21 protein-coding genes are annotated in these 14560 nt (G+C 58.6%); all 21 read left to right on the top strand.

Annotation, left to right across the window (positions count from 1 at the left end; all coding sequences use genetic code 11):
- Positions 1-2: 2 nt before the first annotated feature.
- The 21 genes from Q1B11_RS14675 (at position 3) to Q1B11_RS14575 (ending at position 14559) form a co-directional block, all read left to right on the top strand.
- Entirely contained in the window at positions 3-980 is a 978-nt protein-coding gene (locus Q1B11_RS14675; RefSeq protein WP_299734003.1) for a phage protease, read from the top strand.
- A gap of 42 nt (positions 981-1022) precedes the next feature.
- Positions 1023-1931 (top strand): Mu-like prophage major head subunit gpT family protein, encoded by a 909-nt coding sequence (locus Q1B11_RS14670; protein WP_299734001.1) that lies wholly within the window; start codon positions 1023-1025, stop codon positions 1929-1931.
- Positions 1932-2003: 72 nt separating this feature from the next.
- Entirely contained in the window at positions 2004-2171 is a 168-nt protein-coding gene (locus Q1B11_RS14665) for an HI1506-related protein (protein WP_299734000.1), read from the top strand.
- Between the two features lie 17 nt (positions 2172-2188).
- Positions 2189-2605, top strand: coding sequence for a DUF1320 domain-containing protein (locus Q1B11_RS14660; protein ID WP_299733998.1), 417 nt, complete (start codon positions 2189-2191; stop codon positions 2603-2605).
- On the top strand, positions 2602-3057 hold the full coding sequence (locus Q1B11_RS14655) for a phage virion morphogenesis protein (protein ID WP_299733996.1): 456 nt from the start codon (positions 2602-2604) through the stop codon (positions 3055-3057). Before Q1B11_RS14660 ends, Q1B11_RS14655 begins: the two co-directional genes overlap by 4 nt.
- Positions 3054-3629 carry a phage protein Gp37 gene (locus Q1B11_RS14650; RefSeq protein WP_299733994.1) on the top strand — a complete coding sequence of 192 codons (576 nt, stop codon included), beginning with the start codon at positions 3054-3056 and terminating at the stop codon, positions 3627-3629. Before Q1B11_RS14655 ends, Q1B11_RS14650 begins: the two co-directional genes overlap by 4 nt.
- Positions 3626-3814, top strand: coding sequence for a DUF2635 domain-containing protein (locus Q1B11_RS14645; RefSeq protein ID WP_299733992.1), 189 nt, complete (start codon positions 3626-3628; stop codon positions 3812-3814). Before Q1B11_RS14650 ends, Q1B11_RS14645 begins: the two co-directional genes overlap by 4 nt.
- On the top strand, positions 3811-5277 hold the full coding sequence (locus Q1B11_RS14640) for a phage tail sheath subtilisin-like domain-containing protein (RefSeq protein WP_299733990.1): 1467 nt from the start codon (positions 3811-3813) through the stop codon (positions 5275-5277). Before Q1B11_RS14645 ends, Q1B11_RS14640 begins: the two co-directional genes overlap by 4 nt.
- 118 nt (positions 5278-5395) lie before the next feature.
- Positions 5396-5752, top strand: coding sequence for a phage tail tube protein (locus Q1B11_RS14635; protein WP_299733988.1), 357 nt, complete (start codon positions 5396-5398; stop codon positions 5750-5752).
- Entirely contained in the window at positions 5749-6126 is a 378-nt protein-coding gene (locus tag Q1B11_RS14630) for a phage tail assembly protein (protein WP_299733986.1), read from the top strand. Before Q1B11_RS14635 ends, Q1B11_RS14630 begins: the two co-directional genes overlap by 4 nt.
- A 139-nt stretch (positions 6127-6265) precedes the next feature.
- Positions 6266-7993: a tape measure protein gene (locus tag Q1B11_RS14625; RefSeq protein WP_299733984.1), complete on the top strand. Its 1728-nt coding sequence runs from the start codon at positions 6266-6268 to the stop codon at positions 7991-7993.
- On the top strand, positions 7990-9240 hold the full coding sequence (locus tag Q1B11_RS14620) for a DNA circularization N-terminal domain-containing protein (RefSeq protein ID WP_299733982.1): 1251 nt from the start codon (positions 7990-7992) through the stop codon (positions 9238-9240). Before Q1B11_RS14625 ends, Q1B11_RS14620 begins: the two co-directional genes overlap by 4 nt.
- Positions 9233-10300, top strand: a complete 1068-nt coding sequence (locus Q1B11_RS14615; protein WP_299733980.1) for a phage baseplate assembly protein — start codon at positions 9233-9235, stop codon at positions 10298-10300. The genes Q1B11_RS14620 and Q1B11_RS14615 overlap by 8 nt, the downstream gene beginning before the upstream one ends.
- Positions 10300-10842, top strand: coding sequence for a phage baseplate assembly protein V (locus Q1B11_RS14610; RefSeq protein WP_299733978.1), 543 nt, complete (start codon positions 10300-10302; stop codon positions 10840-10842). The genes Q1B11_RS14615 and Q1B11_RS14610 overlap by 1 nt, the downstream gene beginning before the upstream one ends.
- The gene (locus Q1B11_RS14605; protein WP_299733976.1) at positions 10842-11288 is read left to right on the top strand and encodes a phage GP46 family protein; all 447 of its coding nucleotides are present in this window, start codon (positions 10842-10844) and stop codon (positions 11286-11288) included. Before Q1B11_RS14610 ends, Q1B11_RS14605 begins: the two co-directional genes overlap by 1 nt.
- The gene (locus tag Q1B11_RS14600) at positions 11278-12357 is read left to right on the top strand and encodes a baseplate J/gp47 family protein (RefSeq protein WP_299733974.1); all 1080 of its coding nucleotides are present in this window, start codon (positions 11278-11280) and stop codon (positions 12355-12357) included. The genes Q1B11_RS14605 and Q1B11_RS14600 overlap by 11 nt, the downstream gene beginning before the upstream one ends.
- On the top strand, positions 12348-12944 hold the full coding sequence (locus Q1B11_RS14595; protein ID WP_299733972.1) for a putative phage tail protein: 597 nt from the start codon (positions 12348-12350) through the stop codon (positions 12942-12944). Before Q1B11_RS14600 ends, Q1B11_RS14595 begins: the two co-directional genes overlap by 10 nt.
- Positions 12925-13269: a hypothetical protein gene (locus Q1B11_RS14590; RefSeq protein WP_299733970.1), complete on the top strand. Its 345-nt coding sequence runs from the start codon at positions 12925-12927 to the stop codon at positions 13267-13269. The genes Q1B11_RS14595 and Q1B11_RS14590 overlap by 20 nt, the downstream gene beginning before the upstream one ends.
- Entirely contained in the window at positions 13262-13498 is a 237-nt protein-coding gene (locus tag Q1B11_RS14585) for a hypothetical protein (protein ID WP_299733968.1), read from the top strand. Before Q1B11_RS14590 ends, Q1B11_RS14585 begins: the two co-directional genes overlap by 8 nt.
- A gap of 45 nt (positions 13499-13543) precedes the next feature.
- Complete coding sequence (locus tag Q1B11_RS14580) at positions 13544-14158, top strand: hypothetical protein (RefSeq protein WP_299733966.1); 615 nt, start codon at positions 13544-13546, stop codon at positions 14156-14158.
- Positions 14158-14559, top strand: a complete 402-nt coding sequence (locus Q1B11_RS14575) for a phage tail protein (RefSeq protein WP_299733964.1) — start codon at positions 14158-14160, stop codon at positions 14557-14559. Before Q1B11_RS14580 ends, Q1B11_RS14575 begins: the two co-directional genes overlap by 1 nt.
- The last annotated feature ends 1 nt before the right edge of the window (position 14560 follow it).

Here is a 14560-nt window from a genome sequence, read left to right as displayed (position 1 = left end):
CTATGAAAACATCTTACCTTGCTCTCAACTTTTCCCTGACCGGCGATGATGCGCTGCCGGAGCGGCTGGAACTGATTCCTGCCGGAGTCTTCAGTGGCCTGGATGGGCGCAGCTGGAACAACCCGTTCCCGGAAGCAGTCATTGACCGCACCCGTGGAGTGAGTCGGGATATCCCCATCGACATCGAACACGCCACCGAACTGAAAGGCCCGAAAGGTGAAGCCGCCCCGGCACAGGGATGGATTCGCCTGGACGATCTGGAAGTGATCGACGGAGCCATCTGGGGAGCCGTTGAATGGAACAACAGTGGTCGTGCATTACTGGGTGATAAAGCCTACCGCTACTACAGCCCGGCCTTTCTGTTTGATGGCGATGGTGAGGTGCGCTCCATCAAATCTGTGGGCCTGACCAATACCCAGAACCTTTCCCAGCTTCCTGCTCTGAACCAACAACAATCTCAACAACCCGAAGGAGGTGCTGACGACATGAGTCTGCCAGCTGCAATCCGTCAGGCTCTCGGCCTGAAAGAAGACGCCAACGAAGCCGACGCTGTGCAGGCTATTGGCACCCTGAAAACTGACCACCAGGTTGCACTGAACCGTGCAGAAACCCCGGACGCTGAAAAGTGGGTGCCGACCGAAACGCACCAGCTTGCCCAGAACCGTGCCGAGTCAGCCGAGAAGGATCTGGCCACTTACCGCACCAAAGAGATGGAAGGCGAAGTGGATGCCGCCATCGAAGCGGGCAAGATCGCGCCAGCCAACCGTGACCACTATCTGGCGATCTGTCGTCAGGAAGGCGGTATTGACACCTTCCGTGCCCTGGCCAAGACCATGCCCAAGGTGGTCAGTACTGAAGCAGGCGTGGGTGGCAAAAAGCCGGAAGGCGACCAGCAGCAAAGCAAGATCAGCGCTGATGAGCTGGCGATCTGCCGCGACCTCGGCATCACCGAAGACGAGTATCTGGCCGCCCGCGCGTAAACGACGGCTTAACCCCATTTTAAGGTAACGGAGAAACCAACCATGCCAGCAATTACCCCCGCCGTACTCGGCGCACTGTTCACCGGCTACAAGGCCAGCTTCCAGAGAGGTCTGGAACGTGCCAGGCCACAATGGAACATGATCGCCACAGAAGTGCCCAGCTCCACCCGCTCCAACACCTATGCGTGGCTGAGCAAGTTCCCGAAGTTTGAGAAGTGGGTCGGGGATCGCAGTCTCAAGAAGATGGCGGCCAAGGGCTACGAGATCGAAAACGAAGACTATGAAAGCACCGTCGCTGTGCCCCGCAACGACATCGAAGACGACCAGCACGGCGTCTACGGCATGATCTTCGAGAACATGGGTGAAGAGGCGCTGACTTTCCCGGACGAGCTGGTGTTCCAACTGCTGGCCGATGGTTTCACTACCGAGTGCCACGACGGCCAGTACTTCTTTGATACCGACCACCCGATCTTCCCGAACTCTGATGGCACCGGAACCGCTGCCACTTACAGCAACATGATCGCCGGTGGCGAAACGCCCTGGTTTATCCTGGACACTTCCAAGGTGATCAAACCTCTGATCCTGCAGAACCGCAAAAAGGCAGAGTTTGTCACCAAGACCGATGCCTCCGGCTCTGACCATGTGTTTATGAGCAAGGAGTACCTCTACGGCGTCGATTGTCGTCTGAATGTGGGCTTCTCATTCCCGCAGCTGGCCGTTGCTGCCAGGACAGCACTGAATGCGGACAACTTCGAAGCCGCTGTCACCAGGCTGCGCTCCATGGAAACCGACGGTGGCAAGAAGCTGGGCAACAAGCCAACCCTGCTGGTTGTTGGCCCCTCCAACGAAGCCGCCGCCCAGAAGCTGGTCAAGGCCATGAACGACGCCAGTGGTGCAAGCAACATTCACTATGGCAAGTGTGACCTGCTGGTTTCTCCTTACCTGGCATGAGGGTTGGCCGGTTTGATCTTCCCCGATTGAACCGGCTTTTTTAAACGCCCTTCATATATATAGGTATTGACCATGGCAGCATCGAAGAAAAAGAAAACATCACTAACGGTTAAAGCCAAAAGCAAAAACGGCTTTTACCGCTGCGGCCTGTTCTTCCCCCACGAAGGGGTTGAGGTAGAACTGACCAGCGAACAGCTGGAGCGCATCAAGGTAGAACCCAACCTGATTATTGAACCTTAATTTACAAGAGAACGACAATGACAGCCTACGCCACCCAGCAAGACATCATCGACCGCATCGGCGAAGACAATCTGCTGGTGCTGATTGGCGATGATTCCGTGGCGGTGGAACGGGCCATCAGTCAGGCCACCGATGAGATCACCCTCTACCTGGGGCGTCGCTACGTGTTGCCATTGGCCACGGTGCCCACATCAGTGCGCAACCTCTGCGTCACCATCGCACTCTACTGGCTGGCAGACGATGCCGCCGGTATGACTGAGCTGGCAGAGAACCGTTACAAGGCAGCGGTAAAAAACCTTGAGCAGTTAGCAAAGGGAACCATCAGCCTCGGTATGCCCGACGCAGAACGCGCCAGCGAAAACAGTGCAGGCAATGTGCAACTGGTAACGGCAGAGCGCCGATTGACCCGCAAGAGTCTGGGAGGCGTGTTATGAGCGGAACTGCCATGCAGTACGACCTCTCGGCCATCGACCAGGCACGGGAGCAGATCGAAAAATTGTCTGACCTGAACAAGCGGGAACTGCTGGAAGGTCTCGGTGCAGAGCTGGAAAGCCAGACCCGTCGTCGCTTATCCAGTGAGAAGACCGACCCCGACGGCAAAGCCTGGGAACCACTCACCGATAAATGGAAAGCCCGCAAGGCTGAGAAAAGCTCCGGCGGGCTGCTGGATTATCAGGGCCATCTGATCGACTCCATCGCCTACCAGGTGCAGGGCAATCAGGTGGAGGTGGGTTCCGGCCTGATTTATGCCGCCATCCATCAACACGGTGGTGAGCCGGTGGGCAGTGCCATTCCTGCCCGTGAATATCTGGGCATCAGTGACGACAACGCCGACGATCTCAACGCCATCGTCGAAGACTTTATTGCCGGGGTAATGAACCCATGAGCCTGGAAACCGTCAAGGCGGCCATCGTCCAGCACCTCACCACCGAATACCGGCAGACCCGCCGGGTGCATAAAGTGGAAGGTCACCGGGGACGCTTTGAAACCGTGGACGAGATCAAACGGATCGCCGCCCGCTGTCCGGCACTGCTGGTCAGCACCGACGGCGTGCGCAACCTGGGCGAAACCTACGGACGCCACCAGGGCATCTGGGGTGATGCGTCCTTCTGCATCTATGTCCTGACCAAAGATCTGCCCGGCCAGCCACGGGATACCCAGGCAGAGCAGTTAGTGGGTGCGCTGGCTCATACCATCACCGACAACGACTGGGGCTGTGAAGCCCAGATCCCGAAAAACGTCGATGCCCGCAACCTGACCACCACGGCGATTGATCGCCTCGGCGTTGCCCTCTGGGCCATTGCCTGGCGTCAGGCCATTTTGATTGAACAGGCCGAAGTGCTGCCCCTGGCAGATTTTGAGCGGCTGCATATTGATTACGATCTGGCAGAGGGTGACGGGGAACCGGTTGCCACAGATCACATTATTCTGACCACGCAACAGGAGACCACGCCATGAAGGCAGGCGAGCAAACCTGCATCCTCAAGCCTGCCAACGGGCTGAAGGTGCGCAAGATTAACGGCCAGCATCTGGCGGCAGAAGGTGAGCCGGTGCGGATGTCTGCCTACTGGCTGCGCCGCCTGAAGGAAGGCAGCTGCATTAAGGTCCAGAAAGCCAAGAGTGCCAAGAAGGAGAACCCATGAGCATCTCATTTAACGACATTCCCAACACGGTTCGGGTTCCCCTGGCCTATATCGAGATCGACAACACCGGCGCGATCTCCGGCACACCTGCGCCACAATATAAGGCGATGTTCTTTGGCCAGATGCTTACCACTGGTACAGCAGTGGCCGGTGAACCGGTGCGCATCACCAGCCCGAGCCAGGCGGAGCAACTGTTCGGTGCCGGTTCCATGCTGGCCACCATGTTCCGCTTCGGCAAACAGGCCAACGACAATCTGGAGACCTGGGCGATTCCACTGGCTGAGTCCGCCAGCGGTAACGCAGCGGGTGGATCGGTCACCGTTACGGGTACCGCTGCCACGGGTGGCACGATCCAGCTAATGATTGCCGGTGAACGGGTACCGGTGGGCGTCACTGCCGGGGATGATGCCAGCGCCATGGCCGCCAGTATTGCCGGGGCCATCAGCGTCAACCCGCGCCTGCCTGTCACGGCCAGTGCCGCCGCTGCCAAGGTGACCATCACCTGTAAGTGGAAGGGCGAGACCGGCAACGACATCGATCTGCGCGCCAACTACTACACCGGAGAGGCTCTCCCTGATGGCGTGGGTCTGGCCATTGAGGTCATGGAAACCGGCTCAGGTAATCCGGACATCACCGATGCCCTGGCAGGCATGGGTGACGAATGGTATCAGGCGATCATCATGCCATTCACTGATACCCCGAATATGAACGCCCTGGAACAGGAGATGCTGGAACGCTGGGGACCCATGAAGCAGATCGACAACATCTGTTACTGCGCATTCCGTGGCAACCATGGCGAGACCGGCACCTTCGGCAACAGCCGCAACCAGTTTCTGGCCAGCTGTCTGGGTACCAATATCGCACCACAGCCGCCGTATATCTGGGCATCGGTCTATGGAATGATCGCCGCTGCCTCACTCTCCATTGATCCGGCGCGACCACTGCAAACCCTGCGACTCCCCGGCATTCTGCCGCCACAGGTGTCACTGCGCTGGACCAATGTGGAGCGGGAACTGCTGCTCCATGATGGCATTGCTACCTACAGCATCGCCTCCGGTGATGTGGTGCAGATCGAACGGGAAATCTCCTTCTACCAGGAGAACAGCTTCGGCGATCCTGACCCCAGTTATCTGGACATCACCACACCGGCCACATTGTCGTATATCCGTTATGCCACCCGTACCCGGATCACCCAGAAGTTCCCACGGCACAAACTGGCGGACGACGGCAGCCGTTTTGGTCCCGGTCAGGCCATCGTCACGCCGGGCATTATCCGGGGAGAACTGCTGGCCCTGTTCACCGAACTGGAAACCAAGGGTCTGGTGGAAAACTTTGACAAGTACAAAGCCAGCCTGGTGGTGCAGCGCAACGCCGACGACCGCAACCGGCTGGATGTGCTGGCCCATCCGGACATCGTCAACCAGCTGCGGATCTTTGCGGGCAAACTGCAGTTTGTTTTGTAAGGATCGCTATCCGTTGCCCGCCTCCCGCTGCCCGTAACAGCGAAAGCGACCGGCTTTTTCGGGAAGCGGGCAACGGGAGGCGGGAAGCGTTTTAAAAACCGTTTAAGGAGCGTTAAACATGAGCAAAATTACCGGTAAGGCGGTGATCCGGGTGGATGGTCAGGAGCTGCGCTCCCTGGACGGTGCCACCCTCAATGTGGGCGGTGTCACCCGCGAAGCGAAACAAGGCAGCAGCAAGATCTGGGGCTACACCGAAAAGCCCACAGCACCGGAGATGAGCTGCAAGGTGGCGCACACCGCCGACACGGATCTGATCGCCCTGGGCAACATCACCAACGCCACCATCGACTTTGAGACCGATACCGGCGACCGCTACATCATCGTGGACGGCTGGGTGGTTGATCCACCGTCTCTGGACTCCAGCTCCGGCGATGTGGATCTGAAATTCTCTGGTGTGGAGTGTAAGCGGGCATGATGGAATTTGATCTGAAGGATGGCATGACCATTGGTCAGGGTTCGGAAACCGAAACCCACCGGCATGTCATCCTGCGTCAGCTGGGTGCTGCGGATGTGATGGATGCCATGGAAGCCTCCGAGCGGGTGGTACCGACACCGGACGGTTATCAGTTGGTGTCGTCACCGGCTCGCATGGGACTGGAGCTGTTGCGTCGGCAGGTGAAAAAGCTGGGAGTGATGAATGGCCCGCTGTCACTGGAAGACCTTCGTCGTCTGAGTTCCGATGACCTGTCATTGCTCCAGGCACATGTTGAAGCACTGGACACTGCAACGGCCAAGGAGATCGAGAGCCGGGGGCGAGTACAGCCAGCAGGTGACCATGCTGGAGGATAGTCTCCTGCTGCTGGCCAGTCGCACCAACGCCCAGCCGGAATGGTTGGGCAGCCTCCCCCTGACTCGGCTGATCCGGATGCTGCAAACCCTATCCGGACACCTCTGAACAACCAGAAGATAACCGGCAAGAGCGCTGACCATGAGTAATTTGAGAACTTCGGTCATTATCGACCTGGCCGGAAACCTTTCCCGACGTGCGGCTCAATACAGCCGCAGCTTGCAGCAGCTGTCCCAGCGGGGCAGCCGTTCCCTGGCAGCATTAAGTCGCGCCGCCTCTTCCGCTTCTGCGGGTATCGACAAAATGGGCAATCGTGCCCTGATCGGTGGTGCGGGTCTGACCTTTGCCTTTAAAAAAACCTTTGTGGATACCGCTGCCGAGTTTGAACGGTTTGAAGTCATCCTCTCCCGGCTGGAAGGTTCCAGCGCCAAAGGCAAGCAGGCCATGGATTGGGTGAGTGATTTTGCCGCCAGTACGCCCTACGAGCTGAACCAGGTGACGGACAGTTTCGTTAAGCTCAAGGCTTACGGGCTGGACCCTATTCAGGGAAATCTGCTGCGCACCCTGGGTGATACCTCCGCCGCCATGGGTAAACCGCTGGAGCAGGCAGTGGAGGCCATGGCGGATGCCATTACCGGCGAGAACGAACGGCTGAAAGAGTTTGGCATCAAGGCCAGGGCTGAAGGTCAGAAGATCGTCTATGAGTACACTGCCAACGGCGAAACCATGACCAAGGTGGCGGACAAAAGCAATCGCGCCATGATCCAGTCCACGTTACAGGGGATATGGAACGATAAATACGGCGGTGCCATGAACGACCTGAGTAAGACCTGGGGCGGCATGACCAGCAATATGAGCGACCAGTGGACTCGCTTTCAGAATATGGTGATGAGTCAGGGGGCATTCCAGGAACTCAAAGGCGAGATCGAAGGTGTACTCGGCACACTCAATCAAATGAACGACGATGGCACCTTGAATGACAAGGCCAAAGTGATCAGTGAAGAACTGGTGGCCGGTCTGCGTGCTGCCAAAGAGGTTGGGGCGGGGCTTTATCAAGTGCTGTCTGCTGTCGGTAAGGCAGCGTCGTTTATTGCGGAACAGACTGGCGGCTATGCCAACCTTGCAAAAATACTGGCCACCATTTACCTGGCGAATAAAGCACTGCGTATCGGAGGTGGACTCGCCCGTGGGATTGGCAGTGTGGTCAGTCGTGGCGGTTCCGGAGCTGCTGCGGGAGCGGCGGGTGCAGCTGCCGGTCTGGGTGGTCGGGGCATGAGTCCGGCAATGCCGCTATACGTCACCATGACCAATGGCATGGGGCCTTTTCCACCGGACGAAGGTGGACGTGGTCGCAACAATCGCAGACGCCGCCGAACGCCTTCTCGCCGTGTGAATAGTCGGGCAGGCCGGTTCGCCCGACTGGGCAGTGCCGTGAGTCAGTACGGTTCCAAAGCCATGACTGTAGCCTCAAAAGCCGCTCTGCCTCTGGCTGTGATGGGCAGTGCTTATCAAACCTATGACATCGCCACCGACCCAACCATGACCACCAAAGAGAAAGCCGTTGCCGGTTCCGAAGTTGCTGGCGGCCTTGCCGGTGGTGCTGCTGGTGCGAAGCTGGGCGCAGCCATCGGAACCGCACTGCTGCCCGGTATTGGTACCGCCATCGGTGCAGCTCTGGGTGGTCTCGGAGGTTATGCCGCCGGACAGTGGGCAGGCGGATCAGCCGCCGAAGCCGTGACCGGCCCCATGCAGGGCGAGCTGAAAATCAGCATCGACAGTGAAGGTCGCCCACGGGTCAGGCAGCTGACCGCCAATAACAACCTGGCACTGGATGTGGATACCGGCATGAGTATGGGAGTGATCGAATGAGCTGGCGTGATCGGATGTTGCCCGGATCGTTCCGGGGTGTGCCTTTCTATTGCGAGAGCCACAGCACCAGCGGCGGGCGTCGTGTAGCGGTGCACGAATACCCGAAACGGGACAGGCCCTTCGCTGAAGATATGGGGCGCAAGGCCCGCAGCCGCACTCTGGAATGTCTGGTGCTGGGCGCTGAGTATATGGAGGCACGGGATGCCCTGATCGAAGCGGTGGAAAAAAAGGGAGCCGGTGAGCTGGTGCACCCGTGGCAGGGTTCCATGATGGTGCAGGTGCAAACCTACAGTGTACGGGAGACCACCCGTGACGGTGGGCAGGCCACCATCAGCATCCAGTTTGTGGAATCCGGTCTCAGTCGTGAACCCACAGTCAGGCCAGACACTCAGGCCAGGGTCAAAGAAACCACCGGCAAAGCCTGGGACATCACCCAGGGCAAACTGGCAGACGACTACAAGGTCGAAGATGAAGAGAAAAGCCTTCCCCGCAAAATACTCGATCAGGCCCAGGCCATGGTGGGTGGTGCGCTGGGCAAGATCAAGGCGGTCACCAGTTCCGTCACCGGTGCTATTCAGGAAGCCCAGGACTATATCACCGAAGTGGTGGAGCTGGCCGCAGCGCCGGGTAAATTGTTTATTGCCATTCAGGCCGAACTGCTCAGCCTGGCCGCGTTTAACCCGCTCTCCGCCCTGGGCGTTTATGAAAACCTGTTCGATTACTGGAACGGGTACGATGACTGGCCCGATGGGGACTACTCCGTCCCGCCGTATTCTTCCACCACCATCGAAGCCCGCACCGCTGCGAATGAACGGGCACTGGCGGGAGCCATCGCCGATGCGTCATTAATTGCAGCAGTACAGGTGCTCTCCAACAATGTGCCCGATGTGAATGGTCAACCCGCGCAGCCCCTGATTCTGTCGTCTACTGAACAGGCGGCTGACCTGCGTTTGAAATGGTCCGACCGGATCAACGACCGGATTATGAAAACCGATGACCTTGCCACGATGCGCACCTTGCAGGAGCTGCGCCAGAACATGGTGCAGGATCTGGACACCCGCGCCGCCCGTTTACCCCGATCTGCGCAGTTGATGCCCACAGCGGTGGAGCCGTCACTGGTGATCGCCTACCGGGAACTGGACGACGCCCGACAGGCAGAAGACCTGAACCAGCGCAACAATATCAGACATCCATCGTTTACACCGGTGCAGCCACTGGAGATTGTGCGGGAGGCTGGCCGTGAGTGATCAAGTCGAGTTGTATGTTGACGGGAATATTTACAGCGGCTGGACCTCCGTTCGTATCAATCGCTCGCTGCTGGCACTGGCCGGTTCTTTTGAACTGTCCGTCACTGAGCAATGGCCGGGGCAGCCCGTTACCCGCCCCATCAAACCGGGGCAACGCTGTCGGATTGCACTGGCAGAACAAACCCTGATTGAAGGCCATGTGGAAGATCTGTCGATTCAGTACGATGCCAGCAACCACCAGGTCAGCGTCAGCGGTCGGGATCTTACTGGTGATCTGCCGGATTGTTCCGTCCTGCCAGAACAGGGCGGCGAACTGCGGGAACAGACACTGGCAGGACTGGCAGGCACTCTCTGCCAGCCCTTCGGCATTAAAGTGGTTCAGTCCGGCACACTGCCGGAACAGGCCGAAAAAATCTTTGCCTCCTTTCGGGCAGAACCCGGTGAAACCGTCTTCGAAGCCCTGGAACGTGCCAGCCGCCAGCGCGGTGTGCTGCTTACTGTAGACAGTCATGGTCGCCTGTTGATGACCGCACCCAACACCGGCCCGGCAAAGTACCGGCTGGCACTGGGGCGGGAGTTACTGAAAGCCAGTATTACCGCCAGCCATCGGGACCGCTTCAGCCTCTACCGTGTCGCCGGTCTCGCCGATGCCGGTGGCGATATGGGCGATCAGACCAGCGCAGCGGATCTGGCAAAACAAGGCGACATTAACGACCCGGCAGTCAAACGCTTTCGCCCCAAACTGCTGCAGTCGGAAGATTCTCTGGGCAGTGAAGAGTCCGCCAAAGATCGCGCCAACTGGCAGGCCGCCAGAGCCATGGCCTCCGGCAATCGGGCAAAGGTAACGGTTCAGGGCTGGCGCGCACCCGATGGCGAGATCTGGCAGACCAACACCCCGGTGGAACTGGAAGACCCATGGCTGGGCTTTCAGGGGCAGCCCCTGCTGATCGTCAATGTGGCGTTTACCCTGGACGACAATGGCACACTGACCGAACTGGAATTGATGCCCGCTGCCGGACTGGCTCCTGAGCCGTTGAATGATGAAGAGGCGCTCTGGTAATGGATGTTACAACGCTGTTAAACCGGGTATTAAACCCCGTTAGACGACGGTTAAAGCTGCTGGTCAATCGGGCTGTGATCACTGCGGTGAATGACAGCCTGAAGCGGCAGAACGTGCAGCTGCAGATACTGGGCGGAGAGCAGGCCGACGAAGTGCCCAGGGTGCAAAACTATGGGCACACCTCCGTTCCCCTGGAAGGAGCCGAAGCCATTGTGCTGGCTCCCGGCGGTGTCCGAGGTCAGCTCACTGTAGTGGCGCTGGATGACCCACGCCATCGCCCTCGGGAACTGGCACCAGGCGACAGTTGTCTTTATCACCACGAAGGCCACCGGCTGTTGCTCACCAAAGGCGGGCAGGCTATTCTGGAATGCAAATCCCTCCTTGTTACCGGCAATGCCCGGTTCGCCAAAGACGTCGAAATAGACGGCAATATATCCATAAAAGGCTTTAGTACCGCCAAAGACCACAACAGTGATGGAATATCCGGAAAGACTCACCGCCACCCCGGTGACAGCGGGGGCCAAACCGGAACACCCAACTGATGGATATACGCTTGGCCAGTAATGGCCTGTTGTTTGATCTCACCCTTGACGGTGCCGACCTGGCACCGGACACCTCACTGGAAACTGCCGTGCTGCTCAGCCTGTTTACCGACCGGCGGGCAGAACCCGGTGATGTGCCAGCGGGTGAGGACCCCAAAGGATGGTGGGGTGACTCCTATGCCCAGTCGGATGACCGTATCGGCTCACGGCTCTGGCTGCTGAAACGCTCAAAGCTATTACCCGAAACCGCCGAGCGTGCCCGTGGTTATGCCCGCGAATCACTGCAGTGGCTGCTGGATGATGGCATTACCAGCGATGTGAGCGTCACTGCCGAACTGCACCGCCCTGACCGGCTCAATCTCTCGGTTATCCTCCGTCGCCCCGATGGTCGGCAGGAGTCTTATCAGTACCCCGACTTATGGGAGACCCTGAAACATGGCGTTTAATGCTCCGGATCTCGCCACCCTGATCAGTCGGGTGCAAAGTGATATTGAAGGACGACTGGCCGGAGCCTACGCCCGCCCACGGCGCTATCTGCTGAATATCCTGGCATCGGTGCAGGCGGCGCTGGCCAGTGACCAGCATCAGCACCTGAACTGGCTGGCACGGCAGGTGGTACCGGACAAAGCAGACGACGATATCCTGGTGGAGCACTGCGACTTCTGGGGGCTGCGTCAGAAGCAGGCCACCGGAGCGAAAGGATTGATTACTGTTATAGGGCAGGATGGAGCCATCCTTCAGGCCGGAACCCGCTGGCGACGTCCGGACGGTGTCGAGTTCAGCAACAGCGAAACCTATTCCATTACCGGCACCACGGCAGAAGTGCTGATCGCTGCAATTAGCGGCGGCAGAGATACCAATACCCCTGCCGGCGTCGTCTTTAACCTGATCCAACCCATTAATGGTGTGCAGGGTCAGGCCACTGCCAGCGAAGCCCTGGCCGGTGGTGCGGATAAAGAAACCTTCGATGCACTCCGTGGCCGGTTACGTCAGCGCCTGCGCTTTCCTCCCCATGGCGGCGCACCCCATGACTATGAGCGCTGGGCGCTGGAAGTACCGGGTATCACCCGAGCCTGGTGTCTGCCACTTCATTATGGGGAAGGCACCGTGGCGGTGGTGGTGGCGAATGATGATTCTGTTGATCCGAGACCCGATGCCACGGTAATCCAGCGCTGCGAAGAGTGGATTGATGGCCACACCAACCCGGTCACCGGACAACTGGAAGGCCGCCCCACTAACGCAGTGGTATCAGTATTTGCTCCCGATCTGAAGCCTCTGAACCCGGCTATCAGACTATTGCCCGACAGCGAAGCATTGCGCGGCACGGTCACTGCCGAACTCAATGCCCTGATGGTGCGCTCTGCCAATCCCGGAGCCACGCTCCTGCTTACCGATGTGCAGGAAGCCATCAAGATTGCTGGCGGCATGGTGGACTATCAGCTGGCCAGCCCTACTGATAACACACCGGCAGAGAGCCACCAGATGCACACCCTGGGGACGATCACATGGCTCTGAATGCGCAAGCCTTCCACCAGGCACTGAAAGCCCTGTTACCCAGGGGCATCGCCTGGCCGGAAGATCAGGACACGGTTATGGATAACCTGCTGGCAGGGCTGGCAGAAGAACCCGCCCGTGTGATGCACCAGGCGGAACAGCTGCGCAGAGAACTGATCCCCGATCATGCCAGGGAACTGCTGAACCAGTGGGAACAAACCCTCGATCAGCAACCCGGACAGAAAAGCCTTACCGAACGGCAGGCCAGTGTTAGTCAGCAGCTGCGGGCAGTGGGTACCCTGAACCCGAAATACTACGTGGAGATCGCCCGGCAGCTGGGTTACATCATCACCCTCACCGAACACCAACCCGCGCGGGCTGGCACGCTTTGCGCGGGACAGCCCGCCAACGGTGCAGGCTGGGGCCATGCCTCCACAGTGAATGCACCCGAAACCACTGCACGGCTGATGGTGGCTGGTGACAGTGCCGGTTACCCCCTGCAACGCTGGGGCAACGAAGCCCTGGAAAGTGGTGTCCGACGCTACTGGCCCGCTCATCTGGTACTGACCTTTGCCTATGGAGGATCTGATGTTACCCGGACTGTATGACTTTGAGGTTTACCAGGGAGCCAGCTGGTCGCTGGAAGTCACTTACCGGGATGCCGGTGGCAAGGTGGCGGACTTCACCGGCTGGGCAGCACAGATGCAGGTGCGCAATGCTTTGGACGGCACCCTGTTCCATGAACTGAGCACCGACAATGGCGGTATCGTACTGGCCGCTACCGAACCGAATATCCGCCTGAGAATGCCCGGTGGGGCCACCGCCGCCATCGTCAACCGCGCCCGTTATGACCTGTTTGTGGAGGACGGGGTCAACCGTCTGCCAGTAATGGCTGGACGAATCACCAGTAGCGAGGCAGCAACCCATGACTGACATCGCCAATAACAGCAAACCGGAACGCCCACTGGTTACCGTTACCCAGAAACCCGCCATGGTGGTGAAAGTCACCGAACAGCGCATTACCGTGACCGCTGGAGAATCCAGGGTCCACATGGTCACCGCAGCCACCCAGGGGCTACCGGGAAGAGTCGGCGATAAGGGAGAGCCCGGCGAACCTGGCGACCTGAAACCCGACGGCGTGATCAATGGCGGGTACTTTTAACCAGCACTAACCGGAGGTTAAACGCTCCGTAAACAGGGAATCATTATGGCCAACATCATCAAGATCAAACGCTCCGCAGTTACCGCCACTCCGCCCGCACTGGAAGAGGGTGAGCTGGCCTACTCGGAAACCTCCGGTAACCTGTTTTTTGGTTTGACCGGTGGCAACATGGCCGTCATCGGTGGTCTGACACCCATGAACAAGTTGGCGGGCATTGCACCCAACGCCAACAACTACTCATTGCCCTCTGCCACATCTTCCGCCCGCGGCGGTGTCAAGATCGGCGATGGCATCGAGGTAAATGGCGATGTTATCAGTGTGGACTTCACTGGTTACTCCACCACCTCGGAAATGAACTCTGCTATCAATGCCCAGATCAACGCCCTGGTTAATGGGGCACCGGGCACACTGGACACCCTGAAAGAGCTGGCCGACGCCATTAGCAGCAATGACACCGAGATCAGTGCGCTTTTGTCGTCTATTAACGGTCGCATGGAAAAGAGTAAAAACCTGTCGGACCTCAGCAACAAATCCACCGCCAGAAGCAACCTCGGGCTCAAGTCGATGGCTGAGCAGGCATCCTCCAGTGTCGCCATTACCGGTGGCACCGCTTCCGGGCTGACCATCAGCAACAGCAACATGGATGGCGGTTCCTTTTAATGGCCATACAGATTCGCCGCAGTAACCGGTCGGGCAAAGTGCCCACCAGTTTGCAGCCCGGCGAATGGGCAGCCAACACCACCGATGGCCGTGTCTGGATAGGGCTGGAAGGTGGGCTGGTAATGGAAGTGGGTGCCGACAGCGCACCCAGAACCGGCGAGATGGTGTTAATAGCCGGAGCAGTGCCGGGCAACGCCCTGACCTGCGATGGTTCTGAAGTGAACCGCCAGCAGTATGCCCTGTTGTTTGGTCGAATCGGTATCAGTTACGGGGCAGGTGACACAGTCAACACATTCAACCTGCCTGATAAACGACGTTGGCATACATTCTCGGCAGGCAGTGGAGCAGGTCAGAGCCTGTGTGAACCAGAGACCCGCGAACGGGTCTGCATCTTTATATAAG

It is taken from the genome of uncultured Endozoicomonas sp. (genome assembly GCF_947495845.1).
Lineage (GTDB): Bacteria > Pseudomonadota > Gammaproteobacteria > Pseudomonadales > Endozoicomonadaceae > Endozoicomonas.
Note: the sequence above shows the minus strand (reverse complement) of the source record. Positions and strands in the feature narration are given on the sequence as shown.

Excerpts from the sequence above, each read along its gene's own strand:
- Q1B11_RS14675 (WP_299734003.1), top strand. The coding sequence starts at position 3 with ATGAAAACATCTTACCTTGCTCTCAACTTTTCCCTGACCGGCGATGAT.
- Q1B11_RS14670 (WP_299734001.1), top strand. The coding sequence starts at position 1,023 with ATGCCAGCAATTACCCCCGCCGTACTCGGCGCACTGTTCACCGGCTAC.
- Q1B11_RS14665 (WP_299734000.1), top strand. The coding sequence starts at position 2,004 with ATGGCAGCATCGAAGAAAAAGAAAACATCACTAACGGTTAAAGCCAAA.
- Q1B11_RS14660 (WP_299733998.1), top strand. The coding sequence starts at position 2,189 with ATGACAGCCTACGCCACCCAGCAAGACATCATCGACCGCATCGGCGAA.
- Q1B11_RS14655 (WP_299733996.1), top strand. The coding sequence starts at position 2,602 with ATGAGCGGAACTGCCATGCAGTACGACCTCTCGGCCATCGACCAGGCA.
- Q1B11_RS14650 (WP_299733994.1), top strand. The coding sequence starts at position 3,054 with ATGAGCCTGGAAACCGTCAAGGCGGCCATCGTCCAGCACCTCACCACC.
- Q1B11_RS14645 (WP_299733992.1), top strand. The coding sequence starts at position 3,626 with ATGAAGGCAGGCGAGCAAACCTGCATCCTCAAGCCTGCCAACGGGCTG.
- Q1B11_RS14640 (WP_299733990.1), top strand. The coding sequence starts at position 3,811 with ATGAGCATCTCATTTAACGACATTCCCAACACGGTTCGGGTTCCCCTG.
- Q1B11_RS14635 (WP_299733988.1), top strand. The coding sequence starts at position 5,396 with ATGAGCAAAATTACCGGTAAGGCGGTGATCCGGGTGGATGGTCAGGAG.
- Q1B11_RS14630 (WP_299733986.1), top strand. The coding sequence starts at position 5,749 with ATGATGGAATTTGATCTGAAGGATGGCATGACCATTGGTCAGGGTTCG.
- Q1B11_RS14625 (WP_299733984.1), top strand. The coding sequence starts at position 6,266 with ATGAGTAATTTGAGAACTTCGGTCATTATCGACCTGGCCGGAAACCTT.
- Q1B11_RS14620 (WP_299733982.1), top strand. The coding sequence starts at position 7,990 with ATGAGCTGGCGTGATCGGATGTTGCCCGGATCGTTCCGGGGTGTGCCT.
- Q1B11_RS14610 (WP_299733978.1), top strand. The coding sequence starts at position 10,300 with ATGGATGTTACAACGCTGTTAAACCGGGTATTAAACCCCGTTAGACGA.
- Q1B11_RS14605 (WP_299733976.1), top strand. The coding sequence starts at position 10,842 with ATGGATATACGCTTGGCCAGTAATGGCCTGTTGTTTGATCTCACCCTT.
- Q1B11_RS14600 (WP_299733974.1), top strand. The coding sequence starts at position 11,278 with ATGGCGTTTAATGCTCCGGATCTCGCCACCCTGATCAGTCGGGTGCAA.
- Q1B11_RS14595 (WP_299733972.1), top strand. The coding sequence starts at position 12,348 with ATGGCTCTGAATGCGCAAGCCTTCCACCAGGCACTGAAAGCCCTGTTA.
- Q1B11_RS14590 (WP_299733970.1), top strand. The coding sequence starts at position 12,925 with ATGTTACCCGGACTGTATGACTTTGAGGTTTACCAGGGAGCCAGCTGG.
- Q1B11_RS14585 (WP_299733968.1), top strand. The coding sequence starts at position 13,262 with ATGACTGACATCGCCAATAACAGCAAACCGGAACGCCCACTGGTTACC.
- Q1B11_RS14580 (WP_299733966.1), top strand. The coding sequence starts at position 13,544 with ATGGCCAACATCATCAAGATCAAACGCTCCGCAGTTACCGCCACTCCG.
- Q1B11_RS14575 (WP_299733964.1), top strand. The coding sequence starts at position 14,158 with ATGGCCATACAGATTCGCCGCAGTAACCGGTCGGGCAAAGTGCCCACC.